General features: G+C 41.9%; 18 protein-coding genes and 1 pseudogene. 11 read left to right on the forward strand and 8 right to left on the reverse strand.

What is annotated here, in order from left to right; translation table 11 throughout:
* Nucleotides 1-3 precede the first annotated feature (3 nt).
* From tssG to AACW06_RS09900, 7 genes are all read right to left on the reverse strand, one after another.
* The gene (gene tssG, locus AACW06_RS09870) at nucleotides 4-1,020 is read right to left on the reverse strand and encodes a type VI secretion system baseplate subunit TssG (RefSeq protein WP_192074925.1); all 1,017 of its coding nucleotides are present in this window, start codon (nucleotides 1,018-1,020) and stop codon (nucleotides 4-6) included.
* Nucleotides 984-2,753 carry a type VI secretion system baseplate subunit TssF gene (tssF, locus tag AACW06_RS09875; RefSeq protein ID WP_192074926.1) on the reverse strand — a complete coding sequence of 590 codons (1,770 nt, stop codon included), beginning with the start codon at nucleotides 2,751-2,753 and terminating at the stop codon, nucleotides 984-986. The genes tssG and tssF overlap by 37 nt, the downstream gene beginning before the upstream one ends.
* 6 nt (nucleotides 2,754-2,759) lie before the next feature.
* A complete protein-coding gene (gene tssE / locus AACW06_RS09880; protein WP_192074927.1) occupies nucleotides 2,760-3,197 on the reverse strand; it encodes a type VI secretion system baseplate subunit TssE in 438 nt (145 codons plus the stop codon).
* A 5-nt stretch (nucleotides 3,198-3,202) separates the two neighbouring features.
* On the reverse strand, nucleotides 3,203-4,678 hold the full coding sequence (gene tssC, locus AACW06_RS09885; protein ID WP_192074928.1) for a type VI secretion system contractile sheath large subunit: 1,476 nt from the start codon (nucleotides 4,676-4,678) through the stop codon (nucleotides 3,203-3,205).
* Nucleotides 4,679-4,726: 48 nt separating this feature from the next.
* Complete coding sequence (tssB, locus tag AACW06_RS09890; protein WP_192074929.1) at nucleotides 4,727-5,236, reverse strand: type VI secretion system contractile sheath small subunit; 510 nt, start codon at nucleotides 5,234-5,236, stop codon at nucleotides 4,727-4,729.
* Nucleotides 5,237-5,600: 364 nt separating this feature from the next.
* A complete protein-coding gene (locus AACW06_RS09895) occupies nucleotides 5,601-6,602 on the reverse strand; it encodes a sel1 repeat family protein (RefSeq protein ID WP_202884024.1) in 1,002 nt (333 codons plus the stop codon).
* Complete coding sequence (locus AACW06_RS09900) at nucleotides 6,592-6,876, reverse strand: type VI secretion system PAAR protein (RefSeq protein ID WP_053309034.1); 285 nt, start codon at nucleotides 6,874-6,876, stop codon at nucleotides 6,592-6,594. The genes AACW06_RS09895 and AACW06_RS09900 overlap by 11 nt, the downstream gene beginning before the upstream one ends.
* Before the next feature lie 428 nt (nucleotides 6,877-7,304).
* Between AACW06_RS09900 and AACW06_RS20965 the strand changes: the two genes are divergently transcribed.
* The 9 genes and pseudogenes from AACW06_RS20965 to AACW06_RS09935 all read left to right on the forward strand — a co-directional run bounded on the left by AACW06_RS20965 (nucleotide 7,305) and on the right by AACW06_RS09935 (nucleotide 15,097).
* Entirely contained in the window at nucleotides 7,305-7,565 is a 261-nt protein-coding gene (locus AACW06_RS20965; protein WP_443263221.1) for an IS1-like element transposase, read from the forward strand.
* 5 nt (nucleotides 7,566-7,570) lie between these two features.
* Nucleotides 7,571-7,795, forward strand: a complete 225-nt coding sequence (locus AACW06_RS20970; protein ID WP_443263223.1) for an IS1 family transposase — start codon at nucleotides 7,571-7,573, stop codon at nucleotides 7,793-7,795.
* Nucleotides 7,796-7,835: 40 nt separating this feature from the next.
* Nucleotides 7,836-7,994, forward strand: a pseudogene (locus AACW06_RS20975) (IS1 family transposase); the annotation flags it as partial.
* Nucleotides 7,995-8,332: 338 nt separating this feature from the next.
* The gene (locus AACW06_RS09910) at nucleotides 8,333-10,030 is read left to right on the forward strand and encodes an RluA family pseudouridine synthase (protein ID WP_192074964.1); all 1,698 of its coding nucleotides are present in this window, start codon (nucleotides 8,333-8,335) and stop codon (nucleotides 10,028-10,030) included.
* Between the two features lie 126 nt (nucleotides 10,031-10,156).
* Entirely contained in the window at nucleotides 10,157-10,744 is a 588-nt protein-coding gene (locus tag AACW06_RS09915; RefSeq protein WP_168524293.1) for a TetR/AcrR family transcriptional regulator, read from the forward strand.
* Between the two features lie 97 nt (nucleotides 10,745-10,841).
* Entirely contained in the window at nucleotides 10,842-11,873 is a 1,032-nt protein-coding gene (locus tag AACW06_RS09920) for an NADP-dependent oxidoreductase (RefSeq protein ID WP_192074931.1), read from the forward strand.
* A 13-nt stretch (nucleotides 11,874-11,886) separates the two neighbouring features.
* Nucleotides 11,887-12,501, forward strand: coding sequence for a glutathione S-transferase family protein (locus AACW06_RS09925; protein WP_053309002.1), 615 nt, complete (start codon nucleotides 11,887-11,889; stop codon nucleotides 12,499-12,501).
* A gap of 158 nt (nucleotides 12,502-12,659) precedes the next feature.
* The gene (locus tag AACW06_RS09930) at nucleotides 12,660-14,210 is read left to right on the forward strand and encodes a YjjI family glycine radical enzyme (RefSeq protein ID WP_192074932.1); all 1,551 of its coding nucleotides are present in this window, start codon (nucleotides 12,660-12,662) and stop codon (nucleotides 14,208-14,210) included.
* Nucleotides 14,207-15,097, forward strand: a complete 891-nt coding sequence (locus AACW06_RS09935; RefSeq protein WP_192074933.1) for a YjjW family glycine radical enzyme activase — start codon at nucleotides 14,207-14,209, stop codon at nucleotides 15,095-15,097. Before AACW06_RS09930 ends, AACW06_RS09935 begins: the two co-directional genes overlap by 4 nt.
* A 363-nt stretch (nucleotides 15,098-15,460) precedes the next feature.
* Here AACW06_RS09935 and AACW06_RS09940 read toward each other — a convergent pair whose 3' ends face one another.
* Nucleotides 15,461-17,197, reverse strand: coding sequence for a SulP family inorganic anion transporter (locus AACW06_RS09940; protein WP_192074965.1), 1,737 nt, complete (start codon nucleotides 17,195-17,197; stop codon nucleotides 15,461-15,463).
* Between the two features lie 348 nt (nucleotides 17,198-17,545).
* Here AACW06_RS09940 and AACW06_RS09945 point away from each other — a divergent pair, with 348 nt between their 5' ends.
* On the forward strand, nucleotides 17,546-17,800 hold the full coding sequence (locus tag AACW06_RS09945; protein ID WP_192074934.1) for a hypothetical protein: 255 nt from the start codon (nucleotides 17,546-17,548) through the stop codon (nucleotides 17,798-17,800).
* Between the two features lie 312 nt (nucleotides 17,801-18,112).
* Nucleotides 18,113-18,763, forward strand: coding sequence for an HAD family hydrolase (locus tag AACW06_RS09950; protein ID WP_192074966.1), 651 nt, complete (start codon nucleotides 18,113-18,115; stop codon nucleotides 18,761-18,763).
* Nucleotides 18,764-18,804: the final 41 nt, after the last annotated feature.

Raw genomic sequence — 18,804 nt, forward strand, 5'->3', positions numbered from 1 at the left:
AACTTACTGCCTTACCTGTATAAGAACGTTTTTATCGGCTAAATTTTGGCCTAAAAATGAGGACCAACCTAAAGCTACACCGCTGTCACGAGACAAGCTCATAGTTGGCGCTTCGCTTTCATGCATAGTCAGTTCAAGGTCATACGCCATTTGCTCACGAAGGATGAATTCCACCAATTTGCATAATGGTTGGTATTCCTTACCTGACGGCAGAAAATCTACGAATCGCTCACGAGTTAAGCTTTTGATACAAATAACAAACTTACCATTACAATCGATGACTGATGAGCCAAGCATGCTGTTGATACCTAGCTCACCATTTTGTTTACCCAAACAACATTGCTGATGAGGTTCTATCTGTACTTTTCGTCTTACCCATTGGCGAATACTGACATCTTGTAAGTCAAAACAGTGAGCAACAATTCCCGATACCACTTGTGGGGAACGACTCCTTCCTGCCAAGGTGCCAGCATAGGCCAACATTTTGCACCAGTTGATTGGCGTCTCACCGCGCAGGTCGGCATCGCCTAACCCAACCAGAGAAAACAGTTGGGAAGAAAACTGATCTTGAGCTCCGGCTTGAAACCGCACGTAATAACGATATTTACGCCACACGCGGTACACCAAATTAATTAAGCGGTTATTAAAAAAATCTAAAAATGGGCGCTTAAATCCACCGGGATCTTCTTCCGCCAGTTGCTGCAAAATAAACCCAGGCAGTGGTGATTGCGCACCAGTCAAACCAAAGAAGTTGGTTTGCAAAACCAATCGTTCATCGTCTAATTCACGCAGATCAGTCACATCCGCAGGGGCGAAACCTAAGCTTGGGTTAGCACTAAACACCAACTGACACGCACGCTCCCAATCTTCAGATTCTGGATTCAGTGCATTCAGCTTTTGCAACAATTCAACCAATTGGTAAAAATTGTAAGTTCGAACGTCATTGGGTAAGCCAACCTGCGATTCCTGCAACGCAGTAATCTCTAGATCAACGGCTGCATTCCTGTCTGTGTTCCCCATGTATACTTCTCTTGGTTAGTCGCATTAATAACGATCAACTCATGAAACGAATTGATACTGGCATAAAGAGCAAAAAAGTGACTAAGTACAGTACCGAATAAGTAGAGTTCACCTTCCGAACCAAAACAGTTTTGATCGATATAGATCGTGGACTGTAAACCGCGCACTGGCAGTCCTCGTAAAATTTTGTCTACCGGTTGAGATTCGATTTTTTGAATACCTTCTAACCGTAAGCGCGCAACGCGCTCTGCTTGTCTGTCAACTAATGCCCTAAAGTCATACGCTCTCAGCACGCTGCTCAACGCGTCTTTTGAAAGAAGAGATAAATAATTAAGCGATAAATTCGATATCAACACCCACAACAAGCTACCATCAAGCACAGGTCTAAGTGATTGAGAAGGAACGGTAATATTACTGAATGTGGCGAATGGTGGTGAGCTATCTGTCGGCTCACAAATGTCACCAACACCAAGTTCTAATGGCAGTAAACGGTTAGTACAAGTCAGTTTCAGCGATACTGCTTCATCAACATGCATGGACTGGGTTTCGTCACCACGAATGAAAGAGATAAAATTATCAAAACCATCGCCACGAATGCTCTCTTTGACTCGCGTGCGGTAGTAAAGCGCTTCTCTGTTACGCACACGTTCAACTTCATGTTGAAAGCTTTCAAAAGCCGAGTAAACACGCTTTTCACCACGAATTCTTTGGCTGGCTTGTGTTTTATCTTGCCATCCAAAAACACCATCAACGCTAAATACCTCATAGTGTGATGGGTAGCGACTTGATGGCACAATCCGGTATTCAGAGCGTTTTCCGGTCAAATCGATAGGGTCTGCATCATGTTCAAACAGGTTAATCACCGGCGTACAGTACAACTGAAAATTGTCCTTACGGACTCGAACATCTGCTGGCAGCGTCTTACAAAAACTAATTTTCAGCTTAAATTCACCGGTTACAGATCTCGGCAAAACGCTCGCTAACCTATTGATATCAAAAAAATGAAATGCTTCTGGAAATGAAAGGTACTCTTGCAGTATCCGATAGCCTTCATACACATTAGATGGATAAGGCAACAGCGATTGCTCACTATCAAAACCAACCGTTTTGAACGCACTCGCTGGTAACGTGAATTCGGTGCCCGCCACTTCAACCGAAATTTTATCCAGATAGTGGTCAAGCCATAAATACAACATTTGCGAGCTGTATTTATCTCCTCCCAAGTAGAAACGAAGATCATCGAGATGCGCGTCACCGACACTGTTATCCCCTAGCATCTTCAACGAGATCTCAATCGTTGTTGCTTCACGAGTGTGCTGAGCTGCCACATCTTGGCATTGCAGTGGATAAAGTTGGACATCTCTACAGGTACGAAAGTGACATTTAGTACCAAATACTGCTTTGCTGTCTAACTGTGTACCGCGGCTGATTTGCTGCTTGTCGCTGACACTTTTTTCTGGGGCGAAAGAGACAATGCTCATACTTGGCACAGGGCGTAAGTAGTTAGGCCAAAGCATATTAATAATAGAATGCGTTAATTCTGGAAATTCATCTTCAACTTTTTCGCGCAGGCGAGCGGTTAGAAAAGCAAAGCCTTCAAGTAAGCGCTCAACATCAGGGTCGGTCGTTCTACCGTGTAAAAATCGAGAGAGTTGAGGATGAATTTCAGTGAACTGCTTTCCCTGTTCCTTAAGGAAAGCCAGTTCTTCTCTGAAGTACTTATCTTGAGTCATAATTTTCTAAAATACTCGGTACTTTCTGTTTTGATCAAGCAACAGATTAAACTGCACTTTGTCATGCAACGCGTCACTGTTGATTTCGGCTGTTATATGAAAGCGCAGCATTAATGGGCTACACACATCAGATTCCGAACAAATAACAATATTTTGTAAACGCGGTTCAAACGCATCTAAGCAGCTCTGGATAGCCAGTTTGATCCGTAGTGAAAGGTCTAAGGTTTCTAACGTTGCGTCGTTAAAATCCACAAGACCCAATAAAGGCGCACTTTGAGCTTCACCCATCCGCGTATTCAAAATATTAGCGACATTACGTTTTATCGATTGGAGTACATCCCATGCATCTGGCCCTTGGGTTAATGACATAGGAAGAGTGCCAGCTTCTAAACGTTCAAAGAAGCCGACACCAAATGCACTCTCTTCAGGTGCGATATAAGTCATCGTCGTTATGCTTGGTCTAAACGGCCAACTAACGATAATTCAAAGTTCGCACCCATATATTTAAAGTGAGGGCGAACTGATAATGACACTTGATACCAACCTGGCTCACCTTCCACATCCATTACTTCAATTTTTGCGGCACGAAGAGGGCGACGGCTACGTACGTCTGCGGGTGGGTTTTCTTGATCAGCGACATATTGTTTGATCCAACCATTTAGCTCACGCTCTAAATCTTGACGTTCTTTCCAAGAACCGATCTGCTCGCGTTGCAGTACTTTTACATAGTGTGCAAGTCGGTTGATGATCATCATATATGGCAGTTGCGTACCAAGCTTATAGTTGGTTTCGGCTTCTTTGCCTTCTTTAGTATTTGGGAATACCTTCGGCTTTTGAATTGAATTGGCTGAGAAGAATGCGGCGTTATCACTGCCTTTACGCATAGTTAGAGCAATGAAACCTTCTTCCGCTAATTCAAATTCTTTACGGTCTGTTACGAGTACTTCAGTTGGAATCTTGCTTTGTAGTGCACCCATTGACTCAAATACATGCACGGGTAGATCTTCAACAGCACCACCACTTTGCGGGCCGATAATATTTGGGCACCAACGGTACTTAGCGAAACTGTCAGTTAAGCGTGTGGCAAAAGCAAACGCGGTGTTACCCCATAGATAGTGTTCGTGTGAAGCACTGACATTTTCTACGTAGTTAAATGATTTAATTGGGTTTTCAGTTGGGTCATAAGGCACACGCAATAAGAAACGCGGTGCAGTTAAACCAAGGTAGCGCGCATCTTCAGATTCACGTAAAGATCGCCATTTAGTGTATTTAGGGCTTTCAAACGTTGACTTTAGGTCTTTGATGTTTGGTAACTCTTCAAAAGAATCGATGCCAAAGAACTCCGGTCCTACACTTGAAATAAATGGGGCATGAGCCATAGCACCTAGTGCGCCCATGTACTGCAACAACTTCATATCTGGCGTTGATGGAGTGAACGCAAAGTTACCGATAATGGCACCCGTTGGCTCGCCACCAAATTGACCATAACCTGATGAATAGACGTGTTTGTACAGACCAGACTGTGTTGTTTCTGGCGCAAATTCAAAGTCTTCTAATAATTCATCTTTTGTGACATGCAGTAGGTCAACTTTATTGTTTTCTCTGAAATCGGTACGGTCAATAAATAGCTTCAGACCACGCCATGAAGATTCCATTTGCTGAAAACGCTCATCATGTAGAATTTCATCCATCTGAGCACTAATTTTTTTATCGAGCTCAACAAGCATTTGATCAACCAGCGATTTATTCACAGGTTCTTCGGTTTGATTAGAGCCAATAAGGTTTTCAATAAAAGCGGCGACCCCTTTTTTGGCAACATCATAGCCTTCTTCACTCGGTGCAAGGCGAGTCTGGGACATGATTTCGTCAAGCAAACTGCCTTGTGTGGCACTTTGTCTCTCTAACACTGCTTCTGTAGTAGACATCAATTTTGTTCCTAAATTTGATTAAATAACACGTATTGTTGGTCAGGATTAAGCTTGTGGCTCTTCTTCTTTACCGCTCACTAGGCTAAGTTCTGACAAAAGTTTTTCGCGTGACTCTTCAGAATTGAGAAGCTCTTGTAAACGATCTCTAAATGCTGGGATGTTGCCTAGGGGACCTTTAAGGGCAACAAGTGCTTCGCGCAACTCAACTAATTTATTTAATTCTGGAACTTGTGTGGCTAATGAATCTGGGGAAAAATCAGAAAGTGACTTAAAGCTAAGCTCGATAGGGAGCTCTGCGTTGTCATCATTACTCAATTTGTTACGTACTGTCGTGGCCAGTTTCAAATCACTTTCGCGCATCACTGCTTCAAAGTTATTTTTATCAACTGAAACCGTTTGTCTTTCTTCTAGTGGTGTGTCTTCTGAGTGGCCCTTGAAGTCACCCACCACTAACGTTTTTAATGGTAACTCGACTTCTGCCTGTGCATCTCCCGTCGCTGGAATATACTTGATATTTATCCGCTCTTTAGGAGCTACACTTCCTTCTTTAGACATATTTCGTCTCCAATACCTATGCCAAACATTGTTTAAATTACGGACATGAGCAAACCACTGCTCTAGCCGAAGGTTATATATAACGTTTAAAAATCAAAGCCCCATAAAAGATGCGACATTGAACATATAATGGTTTCTTCTATTATTTATAATTACACCAGCAATCTTTTCATTAGGTAAGCCTAATGAAAATCAAAGCTTAATTTATTTTATTGATAACAAACATCTAGAATTTATCTATATTTATCTTGGTTTATCCGATACATTCTATTCATATTAATACGATATAAATATAAATTTTCATAAAAGCAAGAACTCCGTTCCAAAAAAAATACACCACCATAAGTTAATGTTTAATTTATCATTAATAATCCCAAAAAATATCATGATTATAGAACGTCATATTATTATAAGTATCAACCAGTTTTTTTACTTGATATTCGTCCTCAGCACTCATCTGGCTCCTAAGTGTTTCTTCTTCTATTTCCATCATTGAGTAAACAGATGCCATACGTTCACTTCCTGCGGCAGTAAGGTATAAATCTAAATAAGCTTTAGCTTTTATATCGTCACGAGCGACAAAACGGTACGACGCACCTTTACCTAGAAGAATTTTAGTTACCGCTGCGAGAGAGACAATATCTCCTTCTTCTAAAGCAGACAAACGCCATTTATAAACATTTTGAAAATCACCTTTATTTTCTAAAATATCAATATAATGACGCATAGCTGGGATATAACGTGTTTTTGCAGCCTCGAGATACATTTTTCTAGCTTCTGTTTCTCGCTCGCCGGGCATGAAATACACCCCTTCCCCTTGTTGAATCAGCGCAGCCTTATCCATCAATGCTTGAGGATGATTAAAGCCAACTGCTTTATCTAAATAATAGATATACATTTCTTGATTGGAATTTTTGAAATAACGGGCCAGCTCATAAGTGGCTTGAGAAGGGTTAGTGCTCCCTAAACGAATCAAACTATCATAATACTGGCTTTTCCAGTACATAACGTCTCTATGTTTCAACCAATGAGCATTCGTATAGAGTTGATACATGGCTCTACGACTGCCAAGCCTAGCTGCTTTAAGTAAATATTCTCTAGCTTCAGGAGGTGTTCTAATAGTGGTGTTGTAATTGGCTAACTCCATCGCATAAAGAAAGGAGGCCTCAGAGTTACCATTGTCAGCGGAGTGCTTTAGATATGGACGAGATTCTAAATTTTTGTACTGCGCTCGAAGTAAACGGCCTGTCTCAAAAGCCTTTTCTGGAGATAATGCGCTAACTTCATAAACGTCTTGACCGGCAGAAACATCCGGGGTGATTAGCGATAAAAGTAATGATAAATATACACTAGATTTAACCCACATTGACACTACTTCCACCTGTTAACACACCACCACAATCTACTGGGTCCCCAGCTCTTGCTGCAGGCTTACCATCAATTTTGACGCTAGCAGAACCCGCTGCAATACTACGCCCGTGCGATGGATTCTTGGGCTTATCATGAGGCTCTAGTGGGTCACCTTGCCGTGCTGCGGGAATACCATCAAATTTTACGGTACCAGAGCCAGCTGTGATAGGGGTTGGTGGAAACCCATCATGCTCTGTTCCTATATTCCCAACTACGATACCATTTCCCATAATGTATATTTCCTTAACGTTAATTCAGTATCATCTAAATAACATCAGCAAGAAACATACCCCATTTATTAATTGATTAATTGCCACCTCATTCTGATAGTTTGGCAATACACTACCCGGCTAGGCAAAATCCTGCCTAGCCGGGTAAAAAATTGCCCTGGAAATTTCACATAGACGAACATCGAAAAAAAATTAAAAACACGGCCATCAAAAAAAGAAACAATACAACAAGCAAACATCACAAAATTAAATATAATGACAATTTCATGACAAAATGAGTTTACTAGATAGATGTAGATTTATTTTATTTGATCGTAGATTTAGAAACACACGCTACAAAATTTAGTCGGTTTGCACTAAAAGGTCGCAACTCCAACATGAAGAACTTGTGTTAAAATGGTAACCTTTTCACCCTCAAACAAGAAATCATGGCTACCATTCAATGTCGATTTTGTAACCAAACTGAACATGTACGTAAACACGGCAAGGGGGTAACGGGCTTTCAGCGATTTCGTTGCATAGAATGTAAGCGTTCCTTTCAGCTTGATTACGCTTACGAGGCAGATAAGCCTAATGTCAAAGAACAAATTATTGATATGGCAATGAATAGCTCTGGTGTTAGAGAAACAAGCCGTGTCTTAAAAGTTGGCTACAACACCGTGCTACGCACTTTAAAAAACTCTCGCTAAGGCAAGTGACCGCTATACCCTTCGATAAAGCAAACATCTCTCTAGTCTATGAAGTTGATGAGCAATGGTCATTCGTTGGTAAAAAGAAAAATCGCCGCTGGCTTTGGTATGCTTGGGAGCCTCGCTATAAGCGCATCATTGCTCATGCATTTGGTGGCTGTAATACGGATGCTCTACGCTCGTTGCTCGCTTTGCTCAAGCCGTTTAATATCAGCTTTTTTTACCGATGACTTCAGCGTTTACACAAAAGAATGACCAAGGGAAAAGCATGTTGTGGGTAAAAGGTTCACTCAACGGATTGAGCGAACCAATCTAACCCTGCGTTCCAGATAAAAACGCTTAGTACGTAGAACAATCGGTTTTTCCAAATCGGAGAAGATGCACAATAAGGTGATCGGAGCATTCATTGAACGAGAATTCTATCTTTGAATCAATCGATTGGAGTCACGACCACATATCTCACATCATTTTTTATGCTTAACTCTTTGTTTTTCATTTTTTATCTGAAACCTAGGATACAACCTACCCCCTAAGCTTGCTATTCACTTGAGCGATGATGAGAATATTCTTACAGACAATGTTGTCATTTAATACCTACTATTCTCTGCAACCCAGCAGTTATAAGAGTGAGCTTTAAGCTTGAAAACCTTGTATCACAATAAGGAAAACATTATTAACAGCACTCCATTTGCTAAATAAACTCCTAGCTAGTATTCCTTCGTTAAAAAGGTACAATCCTTTGTTTTTACATGCCTGAGCCAGAGATGATGCCAACAACACCTACCCACTTCACGAGCTTCAATACCCCTATTGAGGGATATTCTCTGCCAGAACGCTTTACTTTTCCTTTATGTTATGAACCAGACCCTTTGTGTCAGTTGGCTGCACAGCAACTACAAGAGCATTTATTGACTCAAGCGTATTGGCAGCATGACTTTAGTTCAAAAAAAGTAAGTGTTCAGACAAACGACTTAAGTGTGGGGGGAAAAATGTTTGGCGTACTTGTGGTTCAAAACACAATCGGAGAGCTTGGGTTTCTATCTGCATTTTCAGGTAAACTGGCCGACAAAAATGTATTACCACACTTTGTTCCACCCGTTTTTGATATGTTGACAAATGATGGTTTCTTCCTCGCAGGCACTGCACCTATTAACCAAATCAATCAGCAAATAGATCAGTTGGAAAGCGATGAGCAATACTACAAGTTGCAGCAACAATTGAGACAAACTCAACTACAGGCAGATAAAGAAATAGAAGCATATCGCCAGTTGATGATTGAAGGACGTAAAAATCGCAAGTCACAACGCCTAGCTATCGAGCAAATATCAAGCGCAACCACAAAAAATGAAATGTTGGATTCTCTTGCCAAGCAGAGTATTGCCGAGAAAAACCACTTTAAGAGGTTGAAGGAAGAGTGGGATACGCGTATCGCCACTATCAGTAAGCAACTCACAGAATATAAGAAAATCATTGAGACATTAAAAGAGCAGCGTAAGCAACTTTCAAATACTTTGCAGCAAAAGCTGTTTGCTCAATACAAATTCCTTAATATAAAAGGGGAAGAAAAGTCACTTGATGAGATTTTCCATGCGACAGCAAACCCGACGCCACCAGCAGGGGCTGGTGAGTGCGCAGCCCCAAAACTACTGCATTATGCATTTAAAAATGGATTGACCCCAATTGCGATGGCCGAGTTTTGGTGGGGAGCGTCACCTAAGTCCGAAATCCGCCAGCACAAAAAATTCTACCCTGCGTGTCAAAGTAAGTGCCAACCTATTCTGGCGCATATGCTTGAAGGTATACCGTTAGATGATAATCCTTTACTCGCCAACCCTGCAGAAGGTAAAGAGATTGAGATTGTCTACCAAGATGAAGCCATTGTTGTGGTTAATAAGCCGGCAGAATTTTTATCCGTACCTGGTGTTAATATCCAAGACTCCGTGTATTACCGTTTACAGCAACAATTTACCGATACTGAAGGTCCATTTGTTATTCACCGTTTAGATATGTCAACCTCTGGTCTTTTAGTTTTTGCGCTCACTCGACGAGCGAATAAGAATCTTCAAAAGCAGTTTATTACTCGCAGTGTTGAAAAACGTTACGTTGCTCTTTTAGAAGGAGAGCTTTCTCATTCTGAAGGTGATATTCAATTACCATTACGTGGTGATCTTGATGATAGACCACGCCAATTAGTCTGTTTTGAACATGGTAAAGCTGCCGATACTCATTGGCAACTCATCGAACAAAAAGAGGGACGCAGTAAAGTCTATCTTTACCCTAAAACAGGGCGAACCCACCAATTGCGTGTGCATTGCGCGCACACACTAGGACTTGATATGCCAATTGTTGGCGATGATCTGTATGGAACAAAAGCCGAGCGATTGCACCTTCATGCTGAACGGCTCAGTTTCGACCACCCTTATACCAAGCAACGTATGACCTTCACAGTGAATGCTGATTTCTAAATCAATCTAAAAACATCTCCTAAGCATAAAACCTATTCGGTAGATATATCCATCTCGATCTAATTGTGGTGTAGCAACGGAATAAAATCATAGACGACTGGTCTATTTTTATTTATAGTGTACAACATGAAAACGAAAACCAATGATACTCGCCAACACATTCTACAAGTCGGATACCAGTTAGTGGTATCGAAAGGCTTTACTGCTGTTGGCTTGTCTGAACTACTCAAAACCGCTGATGTGCCAAAAGGCTCTTTTTACCATTATTTTAAATCTAAAGAACAATTTGGTGAGGCGTTAATCCAAGAGTATTTTCAGCACTACTTATCTCGTATTGAAGCGTTACTATTGCAAAGTGATGGGACTGGCTTTGAGCGTGCAATGCGCTATTTTCAACGTTGGCTAGAAGTAGAAAATGAAACGTGTAATGCTCATAAATGCTTAGTGGTTAAACTTGGCGCTGAGGTGTCTGACTTATCGGACCCCATGCGTGAAGCACTGCTGGCGGGGGCCAATACAATTATATCGACTCTTGCTTGTTGTATTGCTCAAGGTATAGAAGATGGTTCGATTGCCAAACAAGACAGCACTAACACCGCACACATGCTCTACCATTTATGGTTGGGGGCGGGGTTAATGAGCAAACTCAGTCAAAACCAAACTGGGTTACAGCAAACACTGACCACCACCAAACAGATATTAACGGCTCAATAGCGTCGCTATAACTACATTAACCCGCCGATAAATAGGCGGGATTTTTTGAAACAAACACTAGACGACTGGTCTAATTCCATAAAATAAGGACACTCCAATGACAGCACAAACCAACCGCCGTATTGTACTTGCCTCTCGCCCCGTCGGCGCACCAACCGCTAATGACTTTCGCTTAGAAAACGTCGTAAAACCAACCCCAGCAGACGGTGAAGTCTTACTGCGTAGCATTTATCTATCACTTGACCCATACATGCGCGGTCGCATGAGTGCAGCAAAGTCATACGCAGATCCAGTCGAGATCGATGATGTAATGGTCGGTGGCACGGTGTGCCAAGTTGAAGTATCAAACCACCCACAATTTGAACAAGGTGAGTGGGTACTGGCATACACTGGCTGGCAAGATTACGCGTTATCCAATGGCCAAGGGTTGCTTAAACTAGGCAGTAATCCAACACAACCTTCTTATGCCCTAGGCATTATGGGTATGCCCGGCTTTACCGCTTATATGGGTTTACTAGACATTGGTCAACCGAAAGCCAATGAAACAGTGGTAGTTGCGGCAGCAACGGGACCGGTTGGTGCCACGGTTGGTCAAATTGCAAAAATTAAAGGCTGTCATGTGGTGGGCATTGCCGGCGGCGAAGAAAAATGTCGTTACGCTACAGAAGTATTAGGCTTTGATAACTGTCTCGACCACAAAGCTGACGATTTTGCCGAGCAATTAGCTGAAGCTTGTAACCAAGGAATTGATGTTTACTACGAAAATGTAGGTGGCAAAGTTTTTGATGCCGTTTTACCGCTACTCAACACCGCAGCGCGCGTGCCTCTTTGTGGCTTAATTTCACAATATAATGCCACCTCGCTACCTGAAGGGCCTGATCGTCTATCGATGTTAATGGGCACATTGCTTACCAAACGAATCCGTATGCAAGGCTTCATTATTTTTGATGACTACGGCCATCGCTACAACGAATTTGCAGCCGATATGACTCAATGGTTAAGCGAAGGAAAAGTAAAATACCGCGAGCAACTGGTCGACGGTTTAGAAAATGCACCACAAGCCTTTATTGGCCTATTGGAAGGAAAAAACTTTGGCAAACTGGTTATCCAAGTAAACCAACCTCTTTAATAAGGACAGTATGATGATCAAACTTCACCACCTTAATAAATCTCGCTCTAAGCGTATTATCTGGTTACTCGAAGAACTGGGGGTTGAGTATCAAGTAGTTCCGTATCAACGTGATAGCGTGACTTTTCTGGCACCACCGGAGCTAAAAAGCGTCCACCCACTAGGCAAATCACCTGTGATTGAAGACAGTGGTTTAGTGGTTACTGAATCTGGCGCCATCACGGATTACTTAATAGAGAAATATGGTCAGCAGTTTGCCCCTAAACGCGGCAGTGTTGAATACGTTCAATATCAACAATGGCTCCATTTCGCAGAGAGTTCAGCCATATTACCGCTACTGCTAAAGATGTTTGTCGCTAAAGATGGCTGTCAAACCAACTTCCTTGGTGGCTACGCGGATAATGAAACCGCCAAAGTCATGAGTTACTTTGACCAATGTTTGGTTGGTAAACGTTACTTAGTTGCCGATCAACTGACTGGCGCAGATTTTATGATGTCTTTCATTGCTGAAATTCTAGCAAACAGCGGTAGTATTGAACTCTACCCAAATATTGCCGCTTACCTAAAGCAACTAGCCACGCACCCTGCGTACCAAAAATCTGAACAGATTGAAGCGCAATACGCATAACACTCAGCACAAGTAAGAGCACTATAAAAGCGCCATTTCAGGTTATCTGAGAGGCGTTTTTATTTTCCATTTAGGAAATAACTTGTTTATCAATTTTCAATAGTGAAAATTATCGACCCGCATTAACATTAAACCCTCTTTTTATGAGGGTTTAATTCATGAGCCAACCGTTAGACCAACACCAACAACGTTGCTACGATATCGTTACCGATACGACTCTTTCTGCGAAGCAAAAGTCGCACTTTCTTGCTCTCGAAGCTGAGGCAAATTTACCTTATATAACGGTATCACCGGCGGTGACACAGGCAATGGATCAAGGTATTTTGTGTGACATGTTTGAAGGCCATGCTCCTTTTAAACCCCGTTATGTACTGCCTGATTACGCTAAATTTCTTCAACAAGGGTCAAAGCACTTAGAGCTAACGCCAGCACGAAATTTTGATGAAGCCATCAACATGCTGACGATTTTGTATCATCACGTGCCGTCGGTAACTTCAATACCAGTTTATCTCGGCCAATTAGATGACGTACTGCTTCCTTATGTCGGTGAGTTAAGTGAACAGGCGCTCTACAACAAACTAAAACTGTTCTGGATCATGCTTGATCGCACTCTGCCTGATGCCTTTATGCACGCCAATATCGGTCCGAGTGATAATATTATTTGCCGCCTTATTTTACGTATTGATGGCGAACTGCAACAGATCGCGCCGAACCTAACATTGATGTATGACCCAAGCGTGACACCTGATGATCTTTTACGGCAAGCCACCGCCAATATTTGTCAATGTGGTAAGCCCCATATTGCCAACTACCCCATGCATGCCAAAACCTACGGTGGAAATCGCTTTGGGATCGTCAGTTGCTATAACTCTCTACCTTTGGGTGGCGGTTCTAATACGCTCGTGCGGATGAACCTGAAACAAGCAGCGCAGGAAGCTAGTAACAGCGATGATTTCTTACATCGCGTTCTACCACACTACAGCAAGCTGATGATTGAATTAATTGATGCTCGTAGCACGTTTTTGCACCAACACTCTAACTTCTTTAACGGCTTCCTAACCCGTGAAGGCCTAATTGAAGAATCTCGCTTCGCCCCCATGTTTGGGATTTATGGCATGGCTGAAGCGGTTAACTTATTGCAAGACCAAGAACAGCTTGAAGGCCGTTATGGTCAGGACGAAACCGCCAACCAATTAGGATATAGAATTTCTGAAAAATTAGCGGAGATCGTACAGAACTCTCCAGTCAAATATGGCCTTAATGGTCGTGCGTTATTGCATGCACAAGGAGGTATTAGCCTTGACTTGGACGTAACACCAGGGGTTCGTATCCCTTATGGATCAGAACCAGACCCAATCGCTTACGTGCAAGCAACCGCAAGGCATCACGCCCATTATGCATCCGGCATCAGTGATATTTTAACTTTGGATGAAACGGTAAAATCGAACCCTGAAGCAATGTTTAACTTATGCAAGGGAGCCTTACATGCTGGCTATCGTGAATTTACCGCCAACGTGGCTTCTAATGATCTCATTCGGGTAACGGGTTATATGGTTAAGTTGTCGGAAATCGCACAGTTTGAACAACATGGTTCGCGAACCAATACCACTTTTCTTGGGGCTGAAGCGGCGAAAAACACCAACATTCTCAACCGAAAAGCACGAGTCATTAGCTTAGAAACCACACCATACTCTCCACCAGTACAATGATGAAAAAGGTGCAAAAGCTAACGGCTAAAGTCAGCCGTGTGCTGACTTTTTCTTGCGTTGACGGACCGGGAAATAGGCTGGTGATTTTTTTACAAGGCTGTAATTTCACCTGCCTTTCTTGCCATAACCCACACACCATTAACCACTGTAATCATTGCGGTGATTGTGTGTCGGTGTGTCCAAGTGGCGCGTTAACCATCAACTCCCACCAGCAAGTAGAATGGCAAGAACAGCAATGCATTCATTGTGATCGCTGCATCGAGATCTGTTCCCATCAATCAAATCCTAAAATTCACCACTACAGCGTGGCACAATTATTGGATTTGGTACGAAAATATCGCTTCTTTTTAAGTGGAATAACCGTCTCTGGTGGCGAGGCAACATTACAATTACCCATTATTACCGCGCTCTTTAAAGCGATAAAACAAGATAAAGAACTTTGTCACCTTAGCTGCTTTATTGATAGTAATGGCTCACTTTCGCGCCAAGGTTGGGAAAAAGTAACACCTTATTTAAATGGGGTGATGATCGACTTAAAAGCATGGCAAAACGAAACCCACTTGTGGCTTGTCGGAAGAGACAATCATCGTGTCATACAATCCATCAACTATCTATCGCAAGTCGGCAAGTTATATGAAGTGCGCTTGCTGTTTATCCCAAACGAAAGTGATCTAGATAGTGAAATTGATGCGCTTGCTGACTATCTGCGCTCATTGCCATCTCAAGTTCAAATTCGGCTCAATGCATTCCAGCATCATGGTGTGGTTGGCGAAGCTCTCAAATGGCAAAACTGTGATGAACAAGCAATACGTTCATTTCACGATAAACTGTTTGCATTAATACAACGCCCTATTTTGTTACCTAGTATTTATTGCTCTACTACGTAGCAAACATAATTAAATAGCTATTAAATAAATAAGTTTAAGTGCTTTTATTTACATTCCTTATTTTCTTTATTCTGTCACAAGTCGGCTCGCTGATACCCTCAGATTAGGTTTAACAAACACGGTGTGAGTAGAACCATTGTTTTCTTAGCATCAACCATATCAGTATTGGCTAACGATTCATCAGAGATTGCATTTCGTATAAGTAGTCTACAATGAAAAGAGGCGCATATTATGCTTCTTCTGTTCTCAACATTTAACATCGATATAAGGATACGCATCATGATTGAATTTGACTTTTTACAGCTCTTCAATACACAAGAGCTGTTTATTTTTTACTAAACCTGGCAGATAAAAATATCGACTTCAAACTGTAGCCGCAATTTCACTCTCAATGATGTTGGTCGGCTCTTTTTGTACCGGTGGCACCTGCCCTTCTTCCACCGCATGTTGGTAACAACCACTGAGTTTGATGGCTAAATACATATCAGCACGAACTACAATGCCACCATCTCCGGTTGGAATACCAGCTACATCACACCATTTTCGTAAGCTACGTTTACGCCCAGCCAACACTAAACGAATACCACGCTTCTTCAAGATCGTTTGCACATCGGCAAGCATAGCCATTACGCTTAAATCTAAATGAGTAAAACTCGCCACCGCATCAATAATTACACAACCAACACCAGTTCCTGCACTTTCTGTGTGTTGTAAAATCCGACGTTTAAAGTAAGGCGCATTAAAATAAGTTAAAGGCGAGTTGAAGCGATAAATTACAATACCGGGAATGGCTGACGCTTTTCCAGAAGCTTCGATACTTCGGATGATCCCTTTATCATCAAGCCCTAACACCTGATCACTAGGGCGCATCACGGTACGCAAAAATTGAAATAACCCAAGCAATACCGCCAGCGTAATACCTGGAATAACGCCAATCACTAACACCGCAATAAAAGTAATGGCAGCCAAATAAAAGGCATCTTTATCGCGCAGGCGTAAATTCCAAATCCCTTTTAAGTCAAGCAACGAAATAGAAGCAATGATCAACACCACACCTAATGCAGCAATCGGAATGTACTGTAACGGCCCATACGCAACAATAGCGACAAATCCAATCACAATCGCGGCAATAATTGACACTAATTGCGATTTTCCACCATTGGCATCGTTGACCGCAGTACGAGAATCCGCGCCACTGATTGCAAAACCTTGCGAAAAAGCAGAGGCCATATTCGCTAGCCCTAAAGCGCGAAATTCCTTATCAGCATCAATGTCATAACCGTTTTTAGCCGCAAAGCTACGCGCAGTAAGCATCATGCTCACAAAGCTCACCATCGCGAGGTTAAGAGCAGGCATAACCAATTCGCGGCTTTCACCCAAATTAAATTCTGGAGCTTGAAAAGCGGGCAAGCCACCTTGGATCACCCCAACCACTTTTACGCCCATCGTATCAAAGTGGAAAAACCACACCATTAAGCCAGAGACGACAATAGCGAGCATGGCCGCTGGCCAAGTTGGCCTAAAATGCTTGCATAGAAAATAGGTTACCGTAGTGACAATACTTAGTGTGAGAGTCTGCCAATGAAGATCGATCAATAAAGATGGCGCCTCTAAAATACGTTCAATCAAATAACTTTGTTCATATTTCAAGCCAGATACTTTCGCCAGTTGACCAACAATAATGGTCAACGCCACACCGTTTAATAACCCTAATAAAATAGGGCGAGAGAGAAAATCAGCTAAAATACCCAATTTAAATCGGCTAGCGATCAAACACCATGCGCCAGTCATGGCGGTCATAGTCATCACTAATTGCCAATGCTTTAGTGGGTCACCAGCAGCTAACGGCGTCACCACCGCTGCAATCACGGCACAAGTTGCTGCATCAGGCCCAACAATGAGCTGGCGTGATGTACCAAATAAGGCATACACCAACATAGGTAACACACACGAATACAACCCAACGATGGCGCTTACGCCCGTCAATTGGGCATAAGCAATCGCGACTGGAAGTGCGACAGCGACAACAGAAAATGCCGCACGAAAATCATCAACTAGCCAAACGCTTTCATAACCTTTCAGCTGATGCAAGCCCGGCATCCAACGTTGTACAAATCCATGTTTCAAAACAAGAACCCCTTCTCAGCTAAAGCCATTTTGAGTATAACCCATCATTGATAATTATGCTCTTATAATTACCTGATTTTATTGACAATAAAAGTTATCAAACCTAACTATTCATTGAATCTCACCTTTTTTATTTTCTATCAAATACGACATAGACAGTCATATATTCTGGTTAAATTTAGATCATCAGAATTTATTTACATGAAGAGGGTTACAATTAAGCATATGACTGCAATGCAAACAACTTCATTTGGTTGGTGAGTTATAAAATAAAATTATGAAAGTGTTCATTTCCATCTTGGCTTCTTTGTTTACTGTCCCATGCATTACTCAGGCTTATCTCATTATAAGGACGCCTGCCTAGAAACCGCTTCTTCTTGTAAGGATGATATTTTAGGTTATGGCATTTTTGCTGGGTATAATTTCGATGAATCATGGGCGGTAGAAGTTGGAGTTATATCGTATGGTAAACCACAAGCCAACTATCCATCAAAGAGTGTAAATGCGAGCATCTGGGGGGGAGATACTTCTATCATTGGTCACTGCACAGTGAATACCGTGTCATTGACGACATAGGCAACAGCTAAACGTGTTGGCGAATATATTATTACAACTTCCTATAATGACCTCAAAACGAGATCAACAGTAAAAATAAAAGTGAGATAACCGTAACCTTCAAACACATAGAACCAGAATGGTCTCTATGTGTTTGGAATAAAATATTATTTTAATTTTATATCAGTCTTAATTTTCACAAATGCAGAATAATCGAATTATTGATTACATTAATATTTCAGATGGCGAGAATAAGTCATGCAGAATAGATTCGCTTCATGCAGCCACATTATGGGAAAATGGCATTTCATTTCACTACCCAAAGTTGTACCGATGAAATTCCAAGCTGCTATTTTTGATATGGACGGACTGCTGCTCGATACTGAGCGAGTCTGCATGAGCGTTTTTGAACAAGCCTGCCAAGCGGTAGGGGTTCCTTTTCTCAAAGAAATTTATCTTTCTATTATTGGCCGCAATGCGGCAGGAATTGAACAAGTGTTACGTACAGGATATGGCCCACAATTGGATTATCCTGTTCTACATAAAGAATGGCGCAAACGCTATGACGCCGTAGTCAAACATCAAGCTATTCCGGTGAAAGATGGAGTGATAGAACTTCTGCAGTGGCTAAAAGCCAATAACATTCCAACCGCTGTTGCGACCTCCACTCAAAAAGAGGTCGCAAACATCAAGCTTAAACTTGCGCAATTAGATCACTACTTTGATTCATTCACCACAGGTTGTGAAGTAACTCACGGCAAACCTGATCCTGAAATTTATTTACTAGCCGCACAACGATTAGGAGTAGACCCTAAATTCTGTTTAGCGTTTGAAGACTCTAATAATGGTGTCATTTCAGCGGTGTCAGCCAATATGATGACCTACCAGATCTCTGACCTAGTCGAGCCTAGTGAAGAAATACTAGCCTTAGGTCATCGGGTTGTACCTTCATTACATGATGTATTAACCATACTAAAAAATTAGCACTAGTCTTTACTTATTGATCAAATAACGCCTGCTTAAAT

This window comes from Vibrio sp. S12_S33, assembly GCF_963889785.1.
GTDB classification, from domain to species: Bacteria; Pseudomonadota; Gammaproteobacteria; order Enterobacterales; family Vibrionaceae; genus Vibrio; species Vibrio aestuarianus.

What these genes read in the sequence shown, in the direction of transcription:
- tssG (WP_192074925.1), bottom strand. Translation starts at nt 1,020, where the DNA reads ATGGGGAACACAGACAGGAATGCAGCCGTTGATCTAGAGATTACTGCG.
- tssF (WP_192074926.1), bottom strand. Translation starts at nt 2,753, where the DNA reads ATGACTCAAGATAAGTACTTCAGAGAAGAACTGGCTTTCCTTAAGGAA.
- tssE (WP_192074927.1), bottom strand. Translation starts at nt 3,197, where the DNA reads ATGACTTATATCGCACCTGAAGAGAGTGCATTTGGTGTCGGCTTCTTT.
- tssC (WP_192074928.1), bottom strand. Translation starts at nt 4,678, where the DNA reads ATGTCTACTACAGAAGCAGTGTTAGAGAGACAAAGTGCCACACAAGGC.
- tssB (WP_192074929.1), bottom strand. Translation starts at nt 5,236, where the DNA reads ATGTCTAAAGAAGGAAGTGTAGCTCCTAAAGAGCGGATAAATATCAAG.
- AACW06_RS09895 (WP_202884024.1), bottom strand. Translation starts at nt 6,602, where the DNA reads ATGTGGGTTAAATCTAGTGTATATTTATCATTACTTTTATCGCTAATC.
- AACW06_RS09900 (WP_053309034.1), bottom strand. Translation starts at nt 6,876, where the DNA reads ATGGGAAATGGTATCGTAGTTGGGAATATAGGAACAGAGCATGATGGG.
- AACW06_RS20965 (WP_443263221.1), top strand. Translation starts at nt 7,305, where the DNA reads ATGGCTACCATTCAATGTCGATTTTGTAACCAAACTGAACATGTACGT.
- AACW06_RS09910 (WP_192074964.1), top strand. Translation starts at nt 8,333, where the DNA reads ATGCCAACAACACCTACCCACTTCACGAGCTTCAATACCCCTATTGAG.
- AACW06_RS09915 (WP_168524293.1), top strand. Translation starts at nt 10,157, where the DNA reads ATGAAAACGAAAACCAATGATACTCGCCAACACATTCTACAAGTCGGA.
- AACW06_RS09920 (WP_192074931.1), top strand. Translation starts at nt 10,842, where the DNA reads ATGACAGCACAAACCAACCGCCGTATTGTACTTGCCTCTCGCCCCGTC.
- AACW06_RS09925 (WP_053309002.1), top strand. Translation starts at nt 11,887, where the DNA reads ATGATCAAACTTCACCACCTTAATAAATCTCGCTCTAAGCGTATTATC.
- AACW06_RS09930 (WP_192074932.1), top strand. Translation starts at nt 12,660, where the DNA reads ATGAGCCAACCGTTAGACCAACACCAACAACGTTGCTACGATATCGTT.
- AACW06_RS09935 (WP_192074933.1), top strand. Translation starts at nt 14,207, where the DNA reads ATGATGAAAAAGGTGCAAAAGCTAACGGCTAAAGTCAGCCGTGTGCTG.
- AACW06_RS09940 (WP_192074965.1), bottom strand. Translation starts at nt 17,197, where the DNA reads ATGCCGGGCTTGCATCAGCTGAAAGGTTATGAAAGCGTTTGGCTAGTT.
- AACW06_RS09945 (WP_192074934.1), top strand. Translation starts at nt 17,546, where the DNA reads ATGCATTACTCAGGCTTATCTCATTATAAGGACGCCTGCCTAGAAACC.
- AACW06_RS09950 (WP_192074966.1), top strand. Translation starts at nt 18,113, where the DNA reads ATGAAATTCCAAGCTGCTATTTTTGATATGGACGGACTGCTGCTCGAT.